Here is a 16,813-nt window from a genome sequence, read left to right on the forward strand (position 1 = left end):
TAATTAAACTTTATTGATTTGTATCAAAGTTAAATTAATTTTAGTAAGTAAGAGACATTACACTTAACAATGATACATCATAAAAATTTAATGTATTTGATTTTAAAATACATACTTACTAAGTTGAAGAATAATGATAATTGATGGCAATGGCGGAAAATAGATGTTGTCATTATAATAATAAATGAAACAATTATGTTGGAGGTAAACACGCATGAAATGTATTGTAGGTCTAGGTAATATAGGTAAACGATTTGAACTTACAAGACATAATATCGGCTTCGAAGTCGTTGATTATATTTTAGAGAAAAATAACTTTACATTAGATAAACAAAAGTTTAAAGGTGCATATACAATTGAACGAATGAATGGAGATAAAGTGTTATTTATCGAACCAATGACAATGATGAATTTGTCAGGTGAAGCAGTTGCACCGATTATGGATTATTACAATGTTGATCCGGAAGATTTAATTGTACTATATGATGATTTAGATTTGGAACAAGGACAGGTTCGTTTAAGACATAAAGGTAGTGCCGGCGGACATAATGGTATGAAATCAATCATCAAAATGCTTGGTACAGATCAATTTAAACGTGTTCGTATTGGTGTGGGAAGACCAACGAACGGTATGTCTGTTCCTGATTATGTGTTGCAACGATTTTCACAAGATGAAATGATAACAATGGAAAAAGTTATCGAACATTCAGCGCGTGCCATTGAAACGTTTATTGAAACATCACGTTTTGATCGCGTAATGAATGAATTCAATGGTGAAGTAAAGTAATGACAATATTAACAACGTTTATTCAAGAAAATAATCATTTTCAAGAACTTAATCAGGTATTTGGACGAGAAAATACATTAGTAACTGGACTTTCCCCGTCAGCAAAAGTGGCGATGATTGCTGAAAAATATACACAAAGCAATCAACAGTTACTATTAATTACTAACAATTTATATCAAGCGGATAAATTAGAAACAGACTTGTTACAATTCGTAGATGCAGAGGAATTATATAAGTATCCAGTACAGGATATTATGACTGAAGAATTTTCAACACAAAGCCCTCAACTGATGAGTGAACGTATTAGAACATTAACTGCGTTAGCTCAAGGTAAGAAAGGGTTATTTATCGTTCCTCTTAATGGCTTGAAAAAGTGGTTGACGCCAGTAGAAATGTGGCAAAGTCATCAAATGACATTGCGAGTTGGCGATGATATCGACGTGGATCAATTGCTTAATAAATTGGTTAATATGGGGTATAAACGAGAATCGGTTGTTTCTCATATCGGCGAATTTTCATTGCGCGGTGGTATCATTGATATTTTTCCACTTATTGGGCAACCTGTTAGAATTGAACTTTTCGATACTGAAATTGATTCGATTCGAGATTTTGATGTTGAAACACAGCGTTCAAAAGATAATACAGAGGAAGTTGATATTACAACTGCAAGTGATTATATCATTACAGATGAAGTGATTAATCATCTTAAAGCAGAACTGAAAGCGGCTTATGAAAATACGAGACCAAAAATTGATAAATCAGTACGTAATGATTTGAAAGAAACATATGAGAGTTTTAAATTGTTCGAAAGTACTTATTTTGATCATCAAATACTACGACGTTTAGTGGCATTTATGTATGATAAACCTTCGACAATTATAGATTATTTTCAAAAAGATGCAATTGTTGCTATTGATGAATTTAATCGCATAAAAGAAACTGAGGAAAGTCTTACTACAGAATCAGATGCATTTATAAGTAATATTATTGAAAGTGGTAATGGCTTTATTGGACAAAGTTTTATAAAATATGATGATTTTGAAACATTGATTGAAGGCTATCCGGCTACTTATTTTTCATTATTTGCAACAACAATGCCGATAAAACTAAGTCATATTATTAAATTTTCATGTAAACCTGTACAACAATTTTATGGTCAATATGATATTATGCGCTCAGAATTCCAACGTTATGTCAATCAGAATTACCGTATCGTTGTGTTAGTTGAGACTGAAACGAAAGTTGAACGCATGCAAGCAATGTTAAGTGAAATGCATATTCCTTCAGTTACAAACATGCACAGCTCAATGTTGGCAGGGCAGGCCGTCATTATTGAAGGTAGTTTGTCAGAAGGATTCGAATTACCAGATATGGGACTAGTTGTTATAACTGAACGAGAGCTTTTTAAATCGAAACAGAAAAAGCAACGAAAACGTACAAAAGCTATTTCAAATGCTGAAAAAATAAAGTCGTACCAAGATTTAAATGTAGGGGATTATATTGTCCATGTACATCATGGTGTGGGTAGATATCTAGGTGTTGAAACTCTAGAAGTCGGACAAACACATCGTGATTACATTAAATTACAGTATAAAGGTACGGATCAATTGTTTGTACCTGTTGATCAAATGGATCAAGTTCAAAAATATGTAGCTTCAGAAGATAAGACGCCGAAATTAAACAAACTTGGCGGTAGTGAGTGGAAAAAAACGAAAGCTAAAGTTCAACAAAGCGTTGAAGATATTGCTGAAGAGTTAATCGATCTTTATAAAGAACGAGAAATGGCGGAAGGTTATCAATTTGGACCTGACACTGCTGAGCAAACTACATTTGAATTAGATTTTCCGTATGAACTTACGCCAGACCAAGCAAAATCTATTGATGAAATTAAAGAGGACATGCAAAAATCACGCCCAATGGATCGCCTATTATGTGGTGATGTTGGTTATGGTAAAACCGAAGTCGCAGTTCGAGCAGCATTCAAAGCTGTAATGGAAGGGAAACAAGTTGCGTTTTTAGTACCTACAACTATTTTAGCGCAACAGCATTATGAAACATTAATTGAGCGTATGCAGGATTTTCCAGTTGAAATTCAATTAATGAGTCGCTTTAGAACGCCTAAAGAAATCAAACAAACAAAAGAAGGACTTAAGACTGGTTTCGTTGACATTGTTGTTGGTACACATAAGTTGCTCAGCAAAGATATCCAATATAAAGATTTAGGGTTATTAATTGTCGACGAAGAACAGCGTTTTGGTGTTCGTCATAAAGAACGCATCAAGACATTAAAACACAATGTTGATGTATTAACTTTAACGGCAACGCCTATACCGAGAACACTTCATATGAGTATGTTAGGTGTACGTGATTTGTCAGTAATTGAAACGCCACCTGAAAATCGTTTTCCAGTACAAACATATGTGTTAGAACAAAATATGAGTTTTATTAAAGAAGCGTTAGAGAGAGAATTGTCTCGTGGCGGACAAGTGTTTTACTTGTACAATAAAGTGCAATCTATTTATGAAAAGCGTGAACAGCTTCAAATGTTAATGCCTGATGCTAATATCGCAGTTGCTCATGGTCAAATGACGGAACGAGATTTAGAAGAAACGATGTTAAGTTTTATCAATAATGAATATGACATTTTGGTTACGACAACGATTATAGAAACTGGTGTCGATGTTCCAAATGCGAATACTTTAATCATTGAAGACGCAGATCGTTTTGGATTAAGTCAATTGTATCAATTAAGAGGTCGTGTTGGGCGCTCAAGTCGAATTGGATATGCCTATTTCTTACATCCAGCAAACAAAGTGTTAACTGAAACGGCTGAAGACCGATTGCAAGCTATTAAAGAGTTTACAGAATTGGGTTCTGGATTTAAGATTGCAATGCGTGACTTAAATATACGTGGTGCAGGTAACTTATTAGGTAAGCAACAACATGGCTTTATTGACACAGTTGGATTTGATTTATATAGCCAAATGTTAGAAGAAGCTGTAAATGAAAAACGCGGTATTAAAGAACCGGAACCTGATGTGCCAGAAGTTGAAGTTGATTTAAACTTAGATGCATATTTACCTACTGAGTATATAACAAATGAGCAAGCTAAGATTGAAATTTATAAAAAACTACGTAAAACAGAAACACATGAGCAAATCATGGATATTAAAGATGAGTTGATCGATCGTTTTAATGATTATCCGGTTGAAGTTGAACGTTTACTCGATATTGTAGAAATAAAAGTACATGCACTGCATGCAGGTATTACGTTAATTAAAGATAAAGGAAAAACAATTGATATTCATTTATCTGTAAAAGCTACTGAAAACATTGATGGTGAAGTGTTGTTTAAAGCCACACAACCCCTAGGTAGAACAATGAAAGTTGGCGTACAAAATAATGAAATGACGATAACATTAACGAAACAAAATCAATGGCTAGATAGTCTTAAGTTTCTAGTGAGATGTATCGAAGAAAGTATGAGAATAAGTGATGAAGCATAAAGAGGCATTTAATGGCGTTGTTGTATTAACTGCTGCATTAATTGTTATAAAAATTCTAAGTGCTGTGTATCGGATTCCATATCAAAATATATTAGGTGATACAGGTTTATATGCCTATCAACAAGTGTATCCTATCGTAGCATTAGGTATGATATTGTCCATGAATGCTATTCCAAGTGCAATTACACAAAGCATAGGTCAAAATCATAATGACCATGCATTTGCGAAAGCGTGCATATACATTCAAATGATTGGTATATCGATATTTGTTTTAATCTTTGCGTTTGCAAAACATATTGCTCAGATTATGGGAGACATTCATTTGACTTCAATGATACAGGCTGCAAGTTTAAGCTTTATATTTATAGGTATGCTAGGTGTTTTAAGAGGATATTACCAAACTGCAAATAATATGACGGTTCCAGCTATTTCCCAGGTTATAGAACAAGTGATTCGAGTAGGTATCATTATCGGAACTATCGTTATTTTTATAGATAAAGGGTGGAATATCTATGAAGCTGGTACCATTGCTATTTTAGCATCAACAATTGGATTTCTAGGTTCATCGATATACTTAATTGCACATAGACCTTTTAAATTCAAATTAGTAAATAATAATGCCAAGATAGCTTGGAAGCAGCTTATGCTTTCAATTCTAATTTTTGCGATAAGTCAACTCATAGTTATTTTGTGGCAAGTAATTGATAGTGTAACGATCATTCATTCATTACAAGCAACGCGTGTGCCATTTAATATTGCTATTACTGAAAAAGGTGTTTATGATCGAGGCGCCTCATTTATTCAAATGGGCTTAATTGTAACGACAACGTTTAGTTTTGCGTTAATCCCTTTGCTAAGTGATGCGATTAAAATGAAAAAGCATGTATTAATGAATCGTTATGCAAATGCTTCTTTGAAAATTACAATTTTAATTAGTACAGCAGCCGGTATCGGATTAATCAATTTATTACCTTTGATGAATAGCGTATTTTTTAAAACAAATGATTTAACGTTAACATTAAGTATTTATATGCTTACAGTGATTTGTGTATCTTTAATTATGATGGATATGGCATTGCTACAAGCACAACATGCTGTGAGACCTATATTTATTGGTATGACTTCAGGATTAATAGTTAAATTTTTATTTAATATAATTTTAATTCGTTCAAGTGGCATTATTGGTGCAAGTATAAGTACTGTTGTATCATTAATTATATTCGGTGCAATTATTCACATTGCTGTAACTAAAAAGTATCATCTGTATGCGATGCGACGATTTTTCATAAATGTCGTTATCGGCATGATATTCATGTCAATAGTTGTCCAACTCGTTTTATTTATCGTGGTCACACACGGTCGAATAACTGGACTTATTGAATTATTATGTGCAGCTTTTTTAGGTATTGCAGCATTGTTTTACTATATTTTTAAATTCAATGTACTGACGTACAAAGAGTTGACTTATTTACCATTCGGTTCAAAATTGTATCAGATGAAGAAAGGAAGACGTTGATGGCAAATACCATTACGATTGTTGGCTTAGGTAATTATGATATAGACGATTTACCACTAGGTATTTATAAATTTTTGAAGGCACAGGACATTGTCTATGCTAGGACGATTGACCATCCGGTTGTTCAGTCTTTGAAAGATGAATTGGCATTTGAAAGTTTTGATCACGTTTATGAAAAACATGATCAGTTTGAAGATGTCTATGATGAAATTGTAGAGAAATTGGTCGCGCTCTCTTCTGAAAAAGATATTGTCTATGCGGTTCCGGGACATCCTAGGGTTGCTGAGACAACGACAGTTAAATTGCAAGCATTTGCGGATAATCATGCTAATATTAATGTAGAGATTTTAGGTGGGAAAAGCTTTATAGATGACGTGTTTGAAGCAGTAAATATTGATCCGAACGATGGATTTACCTTGTTAGATGCTACATCTTTGCAAGAAGTGACATTGAATGTTAGAACTCATACATTGATTACTCAAGTGTACAGTGCGATGGTAGCTGCTGATTTAAAAATTACGTTAATGGAACGTTATCCTGATGATTATCCTGTTCAAATTGTCACGGGTGCACACAGCAATGGTGCTGAAAACGTTGTGACTTGCCCTTTATATGAATTAGATCACGATGAAAAGGCGTTCAATAATTTAACTAGTGTATTTATTCCCAAAATAACAACACAATCTTATTTGTATAATGACTTTGATTTCGCAACTGAGGTGATTGATACTTTAGTTGATGATGAAAAAGGTTGCCCATGGGATAAAGCGCAAACGCACGATACTTTAAAACGATATTTACTTGAAGAAACCTTTGAATTATTCGAAGCTATTGACAATGAAGATGATTGGCATATGATTGAAGAGCTAGGAGATATTTTATTACAAGTGTTATTGCATACAAGTATTGGTAAAAAAGAAGGGTATATGGATATAAAAGAAGTCATTACGGGTTTAAATACTAAAATGATTCATAGGCATCCACATATATTTGGCAATGCACATGCTGAATCGATTGAAGATTTAAAAGAGATATGGACTAAGGCTAAAGAAGCTGAAGGTAAGCAATCAAGAGTTAAATTTGAAAAAGTGTTTGCTGAGCATTTTTTAAACTTATACGAAGAGACTAAAGATAAATCATTAGATGAAGCTGAGTTGAAACAATGGTTAGAGAAGGGGGAGCGCAATAAATGAGGTTAGACAAATATTTGAAAGTTTCGCGACTAATTAAAAGACGTACGTTAGCTAAAGAAGTAAGCGACCAAGGACGAATTACAATCAATGGTAATATTGCTAAAGCTGGATCTGATGTCAAAGTGGAAGACGTCTTAACGATTCGCTTCGGTCAAAAATTAGTAACTGTAAAAGTAACAGCATTAAATGAACATGCATCTAAAGATAATGCAAAGGGGATGTATGAAATTATTGAAGAGCAAAGACTTAATGAAGTGTAAATTGGAGGTGACAAGCAATGAAAAATAAAGTAGAACATATAGAAAATCAGTATACATCACAAGAAAATAAGAAAAAACAACGTCAAAAAATGAAAATGCGTGTTGTTCGTAGGCGAATTACGGTTTTCGCGGGTGTATTACTTGCGATAATTATTATTTTATCAATCTTGCTTGTTGTCCAAAAACACCGTAATGATGTTGATGCACAAGAACGAAAAGCGAAAGAAGAGCAATTTCAAAAACAACAAAATGAAGAAATAGCATTAAAAGAGAAATTGAATAATCTAAATGACAAAGATTATATTGAAAAAATTGCCCGTGATGATTATTATCTAAGCAATAAAGGGGAAGTAATATTTAGACTTCCTAATGACAAGGGTTCGTCAAACTCTGATTCGTCAAAAAAATAATTCGAAAATGAACAAAAAATATACGAGTATAGACATTGTGAAAAAACTCAAACAAGGATATAATAAGGAAAAATCGAATCAAATCGGGAGGATTTATTTAGCATATGTCAATCGAAGTTGGAAATAAGCTTAAAGGTAAAGTCACTGGTATCAAAAAGTTTGGTGCATTCGTAGAATTACCTGAAGGAAAAAGTGGTTTAGTTCACATTAGTGAAGTAGCAGATAATTATGTTGAAAACGTAGAAGAGCACTTAACTGTAGGTGATGAAGTCGACGTAAAAGTATTATCAATTGCTGACGATGGCAAAATTAGTCTTTCAATTAAAAAAGCGAAAGATCGTCCACGAAGACAACATACAAGTAAACCAAGTCATCATAAACCAGTACAAAAAGCCGAAGATTTTGAAAAGAAATTAAGCAATTTCTTAAAAGATAGTGAAGACAAATTAACTTCAATCAAACGTCAAACAGAATCTAGACGCGGTGGTAAAGGTTCTAGACGTTAATTAAAATAAATAAAGACTGTTTCGATAAGGAATAAATTTAGAATGCATGCATCATGACAGTGATTGCGTATAAAGAACATCTAAGACTGTTTCTTAAATAAGGAGCAGTCTCTTTTTATTTGTTATGATATAAATAGAAATTCGAACATTTGAAAATTGTAAAGAATGAGGTGTGGATATGCAGTTGAATAGTAGTGGTTGGCATAGAGATGATCATCTTGTTGTTGCTGTTTCTACAGGAATTGATAGTATGTGCTTATTGTACCAACTCCTAAATGAATACAAAGATAGCTATAGACGGTTGACTTGTTTACATGTTAATCATGGTGTTAGGTTAGCATCAGAAGAAGAAGGTCAATTTTTAACGGCATATTGTAAACGACATCACATAGATTTACATATTAAGAAATTAGATTTATCCCATAGTTTAGATAGAAATATAAGTATACAAAATGAAGCTCGAATTAAACGATATCAATGGTTTGATGAGATGATGGTGGCTTTAGAAGCGGATGTCTTATTAACAGCACATCACCTAGACGATCAACTTGAAACAATCATGTACCGTGTTTTTAGTGGGAAATCAACGCGTAATAGGTTGGGTATAGATGAACTTTCTAAACGGGAAGGTTATTATATTTATCGTCCGTTATTAACTGTTTCTAAAAATGAAATTCAACAATTCCAGGTTGAGAACGAAATACCATATTATGAAGATGCGTCTAATCAAGATAATAAATATGTTAGAAATGACATACGAAATAGAATCATTCCAGCTATTGATGAAAATGAGCAACTTAAAGTTTCGCATTTATTAAAATTAAAACATTGGCACGATGAGCAGTATGATATTTTACAACGTAAAGCGACGCAATTTATTACAGAGTTTGTGAAGTTTGACGAACAGTTAATGAAATTAGAAATGCCGAGACAAGTTTTTAATGATTTACCGGAGCATTTAAAAATGGTTATATTTGATCGCGTTTTATCTAAACATTTCAAGTTATTTAATATTAGTGATAGAACGTATGATGATTGGTTTCAACAATTTAAAAGTAAGAAAGCGCAATTCAGCATTAATCTTACAGAAAAATGGATAATTCAAATCGCATATGGTAAATTAATAATAATGGCTAAAAATAATGGCGATACATATTTTAGAGTTCAAATTATTGATAAGCCAGGTAATTATATTTTTGACAAATATCTATTAGAGATACATTCTAATTTACCAAAAAGTTTATTTCCACTTACAGTGAGGACAAGAAAAAGTGGTGATACATTTAAACTTAATGGGCGTGATGGTTATAAGAAAGTTAATCGCTTGTTTATAGATCAGAAAGTACCTCAGTGGTTTCGTGATCAAATTCCAGTTATATTGGATAAACAGCAACGCATTATTGCGGTAGGGGATTTATATCAACAACAACAATTAAAGCAATGGATTATAATTAGTAAAAATGGAGATGAATAGCGTTATGCATAATGATTTAAAGGAAGTATTGTTAACTGAAGAAGATATCCAAAATATCTGTAAAGAATTGGGAGCGCAATTAACAAAGGACTACAAAGATAAACCATTAGTATGTGTTGGAATTTTAAAAGGTTCAGCAATGTTTATGTCAGATTTAATTAAGCGCATCGATACACATCTATCAATTGATTTCATGGATGTTTCAAGTTATCACGGTGGTACTGAATCAACTGGTGAGGTACAAATTATTAAAGATTTAGGTTCTTCTATTGAAAATAAAGATGTCTTAATCATTGAAGATATTTTAGAGACTGGTACGACACTTAAGTCAATTACTGAATTATTGCAATCTAGAAAAGTTAATTCATTAGAAATAGTTACATTACTAGATAAGCCGAATCGTCGTAAAGCTGATATTGAAGCTAAGTACGTTGGTAAAAAAATTCCGGATGAATTTGTTGTTGGATACGGTTTAGACTATCGCGAGTTATATAGAAACTTACCATATATTGGTACGTTAAAACCTGAAGTATATTCAAATTAAATTTTTAATCAATTTCAGTTATTATTACTATGCCTTTGAGTAAGAATAGTGTAGACTCAAAAATATGAAAAATGTATTTCATAAATATTTAATTTTAAACAAGACATATGTCTTACAAAGTTGGAAAAATATAGAAATTGATAAAATTGACAAAAGATGTGAATGTTATTGATAGTAAGCTCAATTACTAGCTTACAAAATATGTAATGTGTTACAATTCTTGTTAGTTTTATTATGGGAAGTAGGAGGAAATGACGCATGCAGAAAGCTTTTCGCAATGTGCTAGTTATCGTAATAATAGGCGTTATTATTTTTGGTCTATTTTCATATTTAAACGGTAATGGAAATATGCCGAAACAGCTTACATATAATCAGTTTACTGAGAAGTTGGAAAAGGGTGACCTTAAAACATTAGAAATCCAACCACAACAAAATGTGTATATGGTAAGTGGTAAGACGAAAAATGATGAAGATTATTCATCAACTATTTTATATAACAATGAAAAAGAATTACAAAAAATTACAGATGCTGCTAAGAAGCAAAACGGTGTAAAATTAACGATTAAAGAAGAAGAAAAACAAAGTGTCTTTGTAAGTACACTTTCAACATTAATTCCAGTTGTTGTTATCGCGTTATTATTTATTTTCTTCCTAAGCCAAGCACAAGGTGGCGGTAGTGGCGGTCGTATGATGAACTTTGGTAAATCCAAAGCGAAAATGTACGATAATAATAAACGTCGAGTTCGCTTCTCTGATGTAGCAGGTGCTGATGAAGAAAAGCAAGAGCTAATTGAAATTGTAGATTTCTTAAAAGACAACAAGAAATTTAAAGAAATGGGTTCAAGAATACCTAAAGGTGTCTTACTTGTTGGACCTCCAGGTACAGGTAAAACATTACTAGCAAGAGCGGTTGCTGGTGAAGCGGGTGCCCCATTCTTCTCAATTAGTGGTTCAGACTTCGTTGAGATGTTCGTTGGTGTTGGTGCGAGTCGTGTACGTGACTTGTTTGATAATGCTAAGAAAAATGCACCTTGTATCATTTTCATCGATGAAATTGATGCTGTTGGTCGTCAACGTGGCGCTGGTGTAGGTGGCGGTCATGATGAACGTGAACAAACATTAAACCAATTATTAGTTGAAATGGATGGCTTTGGTGAAAATGAAGGTATCATTATGATAGCTGCTACAAACCGTCCAGATATTCTAGATCCAGCGTTATTACGTCCAGGTCGTTTTGATAGACAAATTCAAGTTGGTCGTCCAGATGTAAAAGGTCGTGAAGCAATTCTTCATGTCCATGCTAAGAATAAACCACTTGATGAAACTGTAGACTTAAAAGCTATTTCACAACGCACACCAGGATTCTCTGGTGCTGATTTAGAAAACTTGTTAAACGAAGCATCGTTAATTGCTGTACGTGAAGGTAAGAAGAAAATTGACATGAGAGATATCGAAGAAGCAACGGATAGAGTTATTGCTGGTCCTGCTAAGAAATCTCGTGTTATTTCTAAGAAAGAACGTAATATCGTTGCACATCATGAAGCTGGTCATACAATTATCGGTATGGTACTTGATGAGGCAGAGGTTGTTCATAAAGTTACTATCGTACCACGTGGTCAAGCTGGTGGATATGCTATGATGTTACCAAAACAAGATCGCTTCTTAATGACTGAACAAGAGTTATTAGATAAAATTTGTGGTCTACTTGGTGGACGAGTATCAGAAGATATTAACTTTAATGAAGTTTCAACTGGTGCGTCAAATGACTTTGAACGTGCTACACAAATTGCACGATCAATGGTTACACAATATGGTATGAGTAAAAAGCTAGGACCATTACAATTCGGTCATAGCAACGGACAAGTGTTCTTAGGTAAAGACATGCAAGGTGAACCTAATTATTCAAGTCAAATTGCTTATGAAATAGATAAAGAAGTTCAACGAATCGTTAAAGAACAATACGAACGTTGTAAACAAATTTTATTAGAGCACAAAGAACAGTTAATTTTAATTGCTGAAACATTATTAACAGAAGAAACATTAGTTGCTGAACAAATTCAATCATTATTCTATGAAGGTAAATTACCTGAAATAGATTATGATGCAGCTAAAGTTGTTAAAGATGAGGGTTCTGAATTTAACGATGGTAAATTTGGTAAATCTTATGAAGAAATTCGTAAAGAGCAATTAGAAGAAGGTCGACGTGAAGAAAAAGAAGATCGTAAAGAAGAAAAAGATATTGCTGAAGATAGAAAAGAAGCTGATAAATCTCATGACAATGATGAGCCAGCACATCAACAAGCGCCTAATATCGAAAAACCTTATGATCCAAATCACCCAGACAATAAATAATTAATTATATTTAGTACCTCTTTCTATGATTATGTAATAGGAAGAGGTACTTTTTAGTGTTTTAAATAGTTAGAAAGTTGTTTAGCAGTTTTATAGTAAAAGATAAAATCGTTGTAGGATGAAGTGACTATCAAACAAGTTACTTCATTATTTATAATGATGGGTGTAGAATATATACAATTGTTGCATTTTAGGAAGTAAAATAATTTTTAAAATATAGAGTAATAGAGGAGATTGAAATAATGACACATGATTATATTGTTAAAGCGTTAGCATTTGATGGGGAAATTAGGGCATATGCAGCTTTGACTACTGAAACAGTTCAAGAAGCACAAACGAGACATTATACATGGCCGACAGCATCTGCTGCAATGGGACGAACAATGACAGCAACAGCAATGATGGGCGCCATGTTAAAAGGTGATCAAAAATTAACAGTCACGGTAGATGGTCAAGGGCCTATTGGGCGTATCATTGCTGACGCTAATGCTAAAGGTGAGGTGCGCGCATATGTAGATCACCCACAAACGCATTTTCCATTAAATGAGCAAGGTAAACTTGATGTTAGACGAGCAGTTGGTACAAATGGATCTATTATGGTTGTAAAAGACGTTGGCATGAAAGATTACTTCTCTGGAGCGAGTCCGATTGTTTCGGGTGAACTAGGTGAAGACTTTACTTATTATTATGCTACAAGTGAACAAACGCCTTCATCAGTAGGACTTGGTGTACTTGTAAATCCTGATAACACGATTAAGGCAGCTGGTGGCTTTATTATTCAAGTAATGCCTGGTGCAAAAGAAGAAACTATTGTGAAGCTAGAAAAAGCTATTAGTGAAATGACACCAGTGTCTAAATTAATTGAACAAGGTTTAACACCTGAAGGGTTATTAAATGAAATTTTAGGTGAAGAGCATGTACAAATTTTAGAAAAAATGCCAGTTCAATTTGAATGTAACTGTAGTCATGAGAAATTTTTAAATGCTATTAAAGGATTAGGCGAGGCAGAAATTCAAAATATGATTAAAGAAGATCATGGCGCAGAAGCAGTATGTCATTTCTGTGGAAATAAATATAAATATTCTGAGGAAGAATTGAACCAGTTGCTAGAAAGTTTAGCATAATTTAATTTAAAGCAATACGCTAAAATGTTTATTTTTAGCGGTTTAGTGAAATGTAGAACTAAATAGTTGTATAATTCTTAGTATTTTTGTTTGCTTTCTAGATTTTATTTGATAAAATAATTTTATATCCGATAAACAAACTAAGATTTCGACAACTAACTAAAAAGGAGTGGTTTTAATGGCACAAAAACCAGTAGATAATATTACTCAAATTATTGGTGGTACACCAGTAGTCAAATTGAGAAATGTAGTAGATGAAAATGCAGCAGACGTTTATGTGAAATTGGAATATCAAAATCCAGGTGGTTCTGTTAAAGATAGAATTGCGTTAGCGATGATTGAAAAAGCTGAACGAGAAGGCAAAATTAAGCCTGGCGACACAATTGTAGAACCAACTAGTGGTAATACAGGTATCGGTTTAGCATTTGTATGTGCTGCTAAAGGATATAAAGCAGTATTTACAATGCCTGAAACAATGAGTCAAGAGCGCCGTAATTTATTAAAAGCATATGGTGCAGAATTAGTTTTAACGCCTGGATCAGAAGCGATGAAAGGTGCAATTAAAAAAGCTAAAGAATTAAAAGAAGAACATGGTTATTTTGAACCGCAACAATTTGAAAATCCAGCAAACCCTGAGGTACATGAGTTGACTACAGGTCCTGAGTTGTTACAACAATTTGAAGGTAAAAATATCGATGCGTTCTTAGCTGGTGTAGGTACTGGTGGTACGTTATCTGGTGTTGGTAAAGTTCTAAAAAAAGAATACCCTAATATTGAAATTGTTGCTATAGAGCCTGAAGCATCTCCAGTTTTAAGTGGTGGTGAGCCTGGTCCGCATAAATTACAAGGTTTAGGTGCTGGATTTATTCCAGGTACTTTGAATACAGAAATATATGATAGTATTATTAAAGTAGGTAATGACACAGCGATGGAAATGTCTCGTCGTGTTGCTAAAGAAGAAGGTATTTTAGCAGGTATTTCATCTGGTGCTGCGATATATGCCGCTATTCAAAAAGCGAAAGAATTAGGTAAAGGAAAAACGGTAGTAACTGTATTACCAAGTAATGGTGAACGTTACTTATCAACACCTTTATATTCTTTCGATGACTAATTAATATCAATTATATGAGTGAGCTGTCCTTTGAGGATTGCTTGCTCTTTTTTTATGGAGCTTTAATTCTCGGATTTATTTGATGCATTTGAAAAGATATACCTTCATTAAAACATTTTTCTGAAAAAACTGCTTAGTGAATGTTAATATAATAGACGTACATATTAAACGGTGTAAGTCAGAATATATAGACTTAACCTTAAAGTTAAATTACATACATAATTAAAGGATGATTAAGATGACTAAAACAGAAATTATGGGCATATTAAATGTTACACCTGATTCATTTTCAGATGGTGGTAAATTTAACGATGTTGAATCTGCAATAAATAGGGTGAAGTGCATGATGGATGAAGGTGTTGATATCATAGATGTTGGGGGTGTTTCGACACGACCAGGACATGAAATGATTACTTTGGAAGAAGAGATTAATAGAGTTTTACCAGTCGTTGAGGCAATTGTTGGTTTTGATGTAAAAATTTCAGTTGATACATTTAGAAGTGAAGTTGCTGAGGCATGCTTGAAGTTAGGCGTAGATATGATTAATGATCAATGGGCGGGGCTCTATGATAAACGAATGTTTCAAGTTGTTGCTAAATATGATGCAGAAATAGTTTTAATGCATAATGGTAATGGTGAGCGTGATGAACCAGTTATCGAAGAAATGCTTACTTCATTGTTGGCCCAGGCGCATCAAGCTAAACTTGCAGGAATTCGTGCAGATAAAATATGGCTTGATCCGGGAATTGGTTTCGCTAAAACTAGAGATGAAGAAGCGGAAGTAATGTCAAGACTGGATGAACTTGTAGCTACGGAGTATCCTATTTTATTAGCAACCAGCCGAAAGAGATTTACAAAAGAGATGATGGGTTATGATACAACGCCAGTTGAAAGAGATGAAGTGACTGCTGCTACGACAGCTTATGGTATTATGAAAGGCGTTAAAGCAGTACGCGTACACAATGTTGGGTTAAATGCGAAACTAGCTAAAGGTATAGATTTTTTAAAGGAGAATGAAAATGGAAGACAAAATCTTTCTTAAAGGAATGCGCTTTTATGGATATCATGGTGCTTTATCAGCTGAAAATGAAATCGGACAAATTTTCAAAGTAGATGTAACGTTGAAAGTAGATTTGGCTGAAGCAGGACGAACTGACAATGTTGTTGACACAGTTCATTATGGTGAAGTTTTTGAAGAGGTTAAATTGATCATGGAAGGTGAGCCGGTAAATTTACTTGAGCATCTAGCTGAACGTATTGCAAAACGAATAAATTCACAATATAATCGTGTAATGGAAACGAAAGTGAAAATCACTAAAGAAAATCCACCAATACCAGGACATTATGATGGTGTTGGTATCGAAATAGTGAGGGTGAATTTATGATTCAAGCATATTTAGGTTTAGGTAGTAATATTGGTGACAGAGAAAATCAACTTAATGAAGCTATAAAGATGTTGAACGAATATGATGGTATCGATGTATTAAAGGTTTCTTCGATATATGAAACTGCACCAGTAGGCTATACCGAGCAGCCTAACTTTTTGAATTTATGTATTGGAATTGAAACAACACTTTCAGTATCAGAATTATTAGAACGTTGCTTAGATGTCGAAGCGCGTTTACATCGTGTTAGGAAAGAGCGATGGGGTCCAAGGACAATAGATGTAGATATTTTATTATACGGGAATGAAATTACAGAATTGCCGAATCTTTCAGTACCACATCCAAGAATGAATGAACGTGCATTTGTTTTAATTCCTTTAAATGATATTGCTACAGATGTTATAGAACCTCGTTCGAATCTGAAAATAAAGGATTTAGTACCTAATGATGAAAGCGTAGTATTGTATAAGCTGTAACTAAAGAATAATCTCAATCGAAAATTGTGAATATTGTACCGGTCTTGTTATTAATTTTATATCATTAATTAAAATGAAAATATTAGTTTTTGATTAGCTGTATAGTTATTCGTTACAGAATTAGTATATGAATATTACAGTATGTAATAAATGGTTGCTATAAATAGAA

Annotated in this window: 15 protein-coding genes; all 15 read left to right on the plus strand. The window is 33.4% G+C overall.

Going from position 1 to position 16,813, the window contains the following annotated elements; translation table 11 throughout:
• Positions 1 to 214 precede the first annotated feature (214 nt).
• The 15 genes from pth (at position 215) to folK (ending at position 16,644) form a co-directional block, all read left to right on the plus strand.
• Positions 215 to 787, plus strand: coding sequence for an aminoacyl-tRNA hydrolase (gene pth / locus SAMSHR1132_RS02335; protein WP_000649796.1), 573 nt, complete (start codon positions 215 to 217; stop codon positions 785 to 787).
• The gene (gene mfd / locus SAMSHR1132_RS02340; protein WP_000154207.1) at positions 787 to 4,293 is read left to right on the plus strand and encodes a transcription-repair coupling factor; all 3,507 of its coding nucleotides are present in this window, start codon (positions 787 to 789) and stop codon (positions 4,291 to 4,293) included. Before pth ends, mfd begins: the two co-directional genes overlap by 1 nt.
• Positions 4,283 to 5,809 carry a polysaccharide biosynthesis protein gene (locus SAMSHR1132_RS02345; protein WP_000680758.1) on the plus strand — a complete coding sequence of 509 codons (1,527 nt, stop codon included), beginning with the start codon at positions 4,283 to 4,285 and terminating at the stop codon, positions 5,807 to 5,809. Before mfd ends, SAMSHR1132_RS02345 begins: the two co-directional genes overlap by 11 nt.
• Positions 5,809 to 7,002: a MazG nucleotide pyrophosphohydrolase domain-containing protein gene (locus SAMSHR1132_RS02350; protein WP_000024110.1), complete on the plus strand. Its 1,194-nt coding sequence runs from the start codon at positions 5,809 to 5,811 to the stop codon at positions 7,000 to 7,002. Before SAMSHR1132_RS02345 ends, SAMSHR1132_RS02350 begins: the two co-directional genes overlap by 1 nt.
• On the plus strand, positions 6,999 to 7,262 hold the full coding sequence (locus tag SAMSHR1132_RS02355; protein ID WP_001234984.1) for an RNA-binding S4 domain-containing protein: 264 nt from the start codon (positions 6,999 to 7,001) through the stop codon (positions 7,260 to 7,262). The genes SAMSHR1132_RS02350 and SAMSHR1132_RS02355 overlap by 4 nt, the downstream gene beginning before the upstream one ends.
• A 17-nt stretch (positions 7,263 to 7,279) precedes the next feature.
• A complete protein-coding gene (gene divIC / locus SAMSHR1132_RS02360; RefSeq protein ID WP_000792416.1) occupies positions 7,280 to 7,672 on the plus strand; it encodes a cell division protein DivIC in 393 nt (130 codons plus the stop codon).
• 104 nt (positions 7,673 to 7,776) lie between these two features.
• Positions 7,777 to 8,178, plus strand: a complete 402-nt coding sequence (locus tag SAMSHR1132_RS02365; protein WP_000021446.1) for a S1 domain-containing RNA-binding protein — start codon at positions 7,777 to 7,779, stop codon at positions 8,176 to 8,178.
• Positions 8,179 to 8,356: 178 nt separating this feature from the next.
• The gene (tilS, locus tag SAMSHR1132_RS02370; protein ID WP_001176734.1) at positions 8,357 to 9,652 is read left to right on the plus strand and encodes a tRNA lysidine(34) synthetase TilS; all 1,296 of its coding nucleotides are present in this window, start codon (positions 8,357 to 8,359) and stop codon (positions 9,650 to 9,652) included.
• Positions 9,653 to 9,656: 4 nt separating this feature from the next.
• On the plus strand, positions 9,657 to 10,196 hold the full coding sequence (gene hpt, locus SAMSHR1132_RS02375; RefSeq protein WP_000551279.1) for a hypoxanthine phosphoribosyltransferase: 540 nt from the start codon (positions 9,657 to 9,659) through the stop codon (positions 10,194 to 10,196).
• A gap of 258 nt (positions 10,197 to 10,454) precedes the next feature.
• Positions 10,455 to 12,548, plus strand: coding sequence for an ATP-dependent zinc metalloprotease FtsH (gene ftsH, locus SAMSHR1132_RS02380; RefSeq protein ID WP_001167894.1), 2,094 nt, complete (start codon positions 10,455 to 10,457; stop codon positions 12,546 to 12,548).
• Between the two features lie 242 nt (positions 12,549 to 12,790).
• Positions 12,791 to 13,672: an Hsp33 family molecular chaperone HslO gene (gene hslO / locus SAMSHR1132_RS02385; RefSeq protein WP_000148609.1), complete on the plus strand. Its 882-nt coding sequence runs from the start codon at positions 12,791 to 12,793 to the stop codon at positions 13,670 to 13,672.
• Positions 13,673 to 13,850: 178 nt separating this feature from the next.
• Positions 13,851 to 14,783, plus strand: coding sequence for a cysteine synthase A (cysK, locus tag SAMSHR1132_RS02390; protein WP_000057598.1), 933 nt, complete (start codon positions 13,851 to 13,853; stop codon positions 14,781 to 14,783).
• Positions 14,784 to 15,021: 238 nt separating this feature from the next.
• Positions 15,022 to 15,825, plus strand: a complete 804-nt coding sequence (gene folP / locus SAMSHR1132_RS02395; RefSeq protein ID WP_000167712.1) for a dihydropteroate synthase — start codon at positions 15,022 to 15,024, stop codon at positions 15,823 to 15,825.
• On the plus strand, positions 15,803 to 16,168 hold the full coding sequence (gene folB / locus SAMSHR1132_RS02400; RefSeq protein WP_000389574.1) for a dihydroneopterin aldolase: 366 nt from the start codon (positions 15,803 to 15,805) through the stop codon (positions 16,166 to 16,168). The genes folP and folB overlap by 23 nt, the downstream gene beginning before the upstream one ends.
• The gene (folK, locus tag SAMSHR1132_RS02405) at positions 16,165 to 16,644 is read left to right on the plus strand and encodes a 2-amino-4-hydroxy-6-hydroxymethyldihydropteridine diphosphokinase (protein WP_000613713.1); all 480 of its coding nucleotides are present in this window, start codon (positions 16,165 to 16,167) and stop codon (positions 16,642 to 16,644) included. Before folB ends, folK begins: the two co-directional genes overlap by 4 nt.
• The last annotated feature ends 169 nt before the right edge of the window (positions 16,645 to 16,813 follow it).

Source organism: Staphylococcus argenteus (assembly GCF_000236925.1).
GTDB lineage: Bacteria > Bacillota > Bacilli > Staphylococcales > Staphylococcaceae > Staphylococcus > Staphylococcus argenteus.